At 48.2% G+C, this 2,320-nt stretch carries 2 protein-coding genes; both read left to right on the top strand.

Going from position 1 to position 2,320, the window contains the following annotated elements:
- On the top strand, positions 1–834 hold an 834-nt coding region (locus ACSHWX_RS18350; RefSeq protein ID WP_435669655.1), incomplete at its 5' end, for a DUF4214 domain-containing protein.
- Between the two features lie 834 nt (positions 835–1,668).
- Positions 1,669–2,271: a hypothetical protein gene (locus ACSHWX_RS18345; protein ID WP_435669654.1), complete on the top strand. Its 603-nt coding sequence runs from the start codon at positions 1,669–1,671 to the stop codon at positions 2,269–2,271.
- Positions 2,272–2,320 lie beyond the last annotated feature (49 nt).

Genomic DNA, 2,320 nt, shown 5'->3' with positions numbered 1-2,320 from the left:
GGGCAAGCAGATGTTATCAGTGGCGGTGCTGGCGATGACATAATTGCTGCCGGAGCTGGGGATGACACTGTCGACGGAGGTAGCGGAAATGACATTATTCGAGGCGGCGAAGGCACGGATGTACTTTTCGGCGGTTCAGGGGATGACGTTATTTTTGGAGAAAATTCGCGCTCAGACACGAGTGATGGCGACGTAGCGAAATTCAATGGTCTTTCTACGGTACATACAATTCTGGGAGGCACGGACTATGCGGTTGTAATCGGTCCTGACGGCAGTCGCGACAAGTTATTTGATATCTCTTTCCTGCGCTTTGACGATGGCGACATTGAACTGCAAGTTGGCAGTGCCCTCGATACTGGCGACGTGCCTTTCGAAACGCTCAACAAGACCAATTTTGATACTGGTGAGCGTGTGGCACTCCTTTACGAAGCTGCGTTGAACCGCGATGGCGATATCGACCTTCCAGGACTGAACTTCTACATTGACGTTGCAGAGCGAGATAACCTCTCGAATGCATTTCTTGCAGCTGACCTGATGACCAGTGAAGAATTCACGGATAACTTCGGCGACGTCAACACGATGTCGAACCAAGCTTTCTTGGAGCAGATCTATCTCAACGTATTAGACCGAGCCTCAGATGCGGCAGGGCGGCAGTTCTACTTGGATTTGCTGAACCAAGGTGACATTAACAAGGCGGAAGCTTTGGCAGACATTGCAGTAAGCTCGGAAAATACTTCAGGCTCCACTGAAATTCTTGAAAGTCTTTATGAGTCAGCTGACCCAGATACGGATACGGCAACGCAAATTGCTCTTGATTGGGGCTTTGTGTCTTGATTTCAGGTGATTTGAATAAACGGATCACTGATCTTTGAGAATAGGTCCTATCCAGCAAGGCCTGATTTTGTCAGGATAAGAGCCCCCAGCAGCACGCTCAAAGACGACAGCGGTTGGAGCACCTTGGCAGAAATGGCATTGTATGGCATCCAGCTTAGCAGATCCAATGGTACGCTGCTTATGGGGACAGGGGTGACCCAAAGCTCCCATTGGACCGATTAACGGTACACCTGAGGTGCGTTGTGGCTTTTGGTTGTTAGGCAACCAGTCGGGGTCAATTCTTCGCGTATATAGTTATGCAGATGATAGCTAGATCGCTCTGGGCTGACGTAATATGGCTGTGAGAAAAGACGAACCTAGGTAGCTTTAGCTACTACTTAGACCTCACACTGCATCAACTAAAAATAGCCAATTCAATCGGCTGTCAGGCAAGCTTATACTGGATCACGGCGTCACGTTGAGGAACTACCCCAACAGGACACCATTCCTCGCCTCAAGGCTTGCTGAGAGGGCCGTCAGAGTCCTTCCTGTAAGGTCAGGCTAGCTTTGGTAGGGATTGCACAAGAAGGCGCTGTATGAGTCGGGAAGCGGTGTTTTCGTTACCGACAAAAGCGGGACGGCAAATGGCGAGCTAAAGTCTCTCCTTTGGACTGATTCAGGGCACAGCCAAGATTAGGCGTAATGCACTATAAAATATGGATATTATCGACTATTCGTTTAGCTAAAAAGTGTGCTTAGGGCATATTCTGGAGCTCAAAAACGTTGGCTGGTCATTCTTCGGCCTCAACATGAGGGACCCAACCGGTCCCAGAATGCTGAAAAAGGAAGAAAGCAGTGACGAATACATTTTCAATTTGCCCTACATGTGAAGCTGAGTTCACACCTAGACGTTCAAACCAGAAATATTGCTCAGAAAATTGCCGTAAAGCCAACTATCAACGCAAGGATCGTCTAACAAACCCGAAGAATTCATGGGGCAGTCCGACAAAGAGGTACGACAATAGAATATTGTTTGATCGCACAATGCTTATGACTGAGAAGCTCTATAGCATGAAGCCAAGCGAAAGGCTCGGGTATATAAAGGGCCTTATCGATGAGGCCCGATCTGGAAATAGTGACCTCAGAGAAATTTTGACCAACAAGTATATTCTTGGGGCAGGGCCCGAACAGATGCGCTTGTTCTGGCGTCAATGCCGCGCCTATCCGAACATCGTGAAATGTGCAAATAGCTATTGTAGAAAGTTTTGGAATGCAGGGGTCATTGATGTCGTGAAGGGTATTGCGCCCGAACCAGAAACAGGTGAACTCGTCTTTGAAAGCTACGTAACCTTGGTGACAGCCGTTAGGCAAAGCGAAACATTCCTTGGGGCAACACTTGAAGGGCTCGTTAGCAAACCGTCGTCACCATATATAAAGAAGACTTTGGTTTTAGCCTAGGTTTGCATCAATTGGGTAGCCATCCGTAAGTAGCCTTTGAGTGCTACAC

This window comes from Maritalea sp. (assembly GCF_051251695.1).
Classification (GTDB): domain Bacteria; phylum Pseudomonadota; class Alphaproteobacteria; order Rhizobiales; family Devosiaceae; genus Maritalea.
Note: the sequence above shows the minus strand (reverse complement) of the source record. Positions and strands in the feature narration are given on the sequence as shown.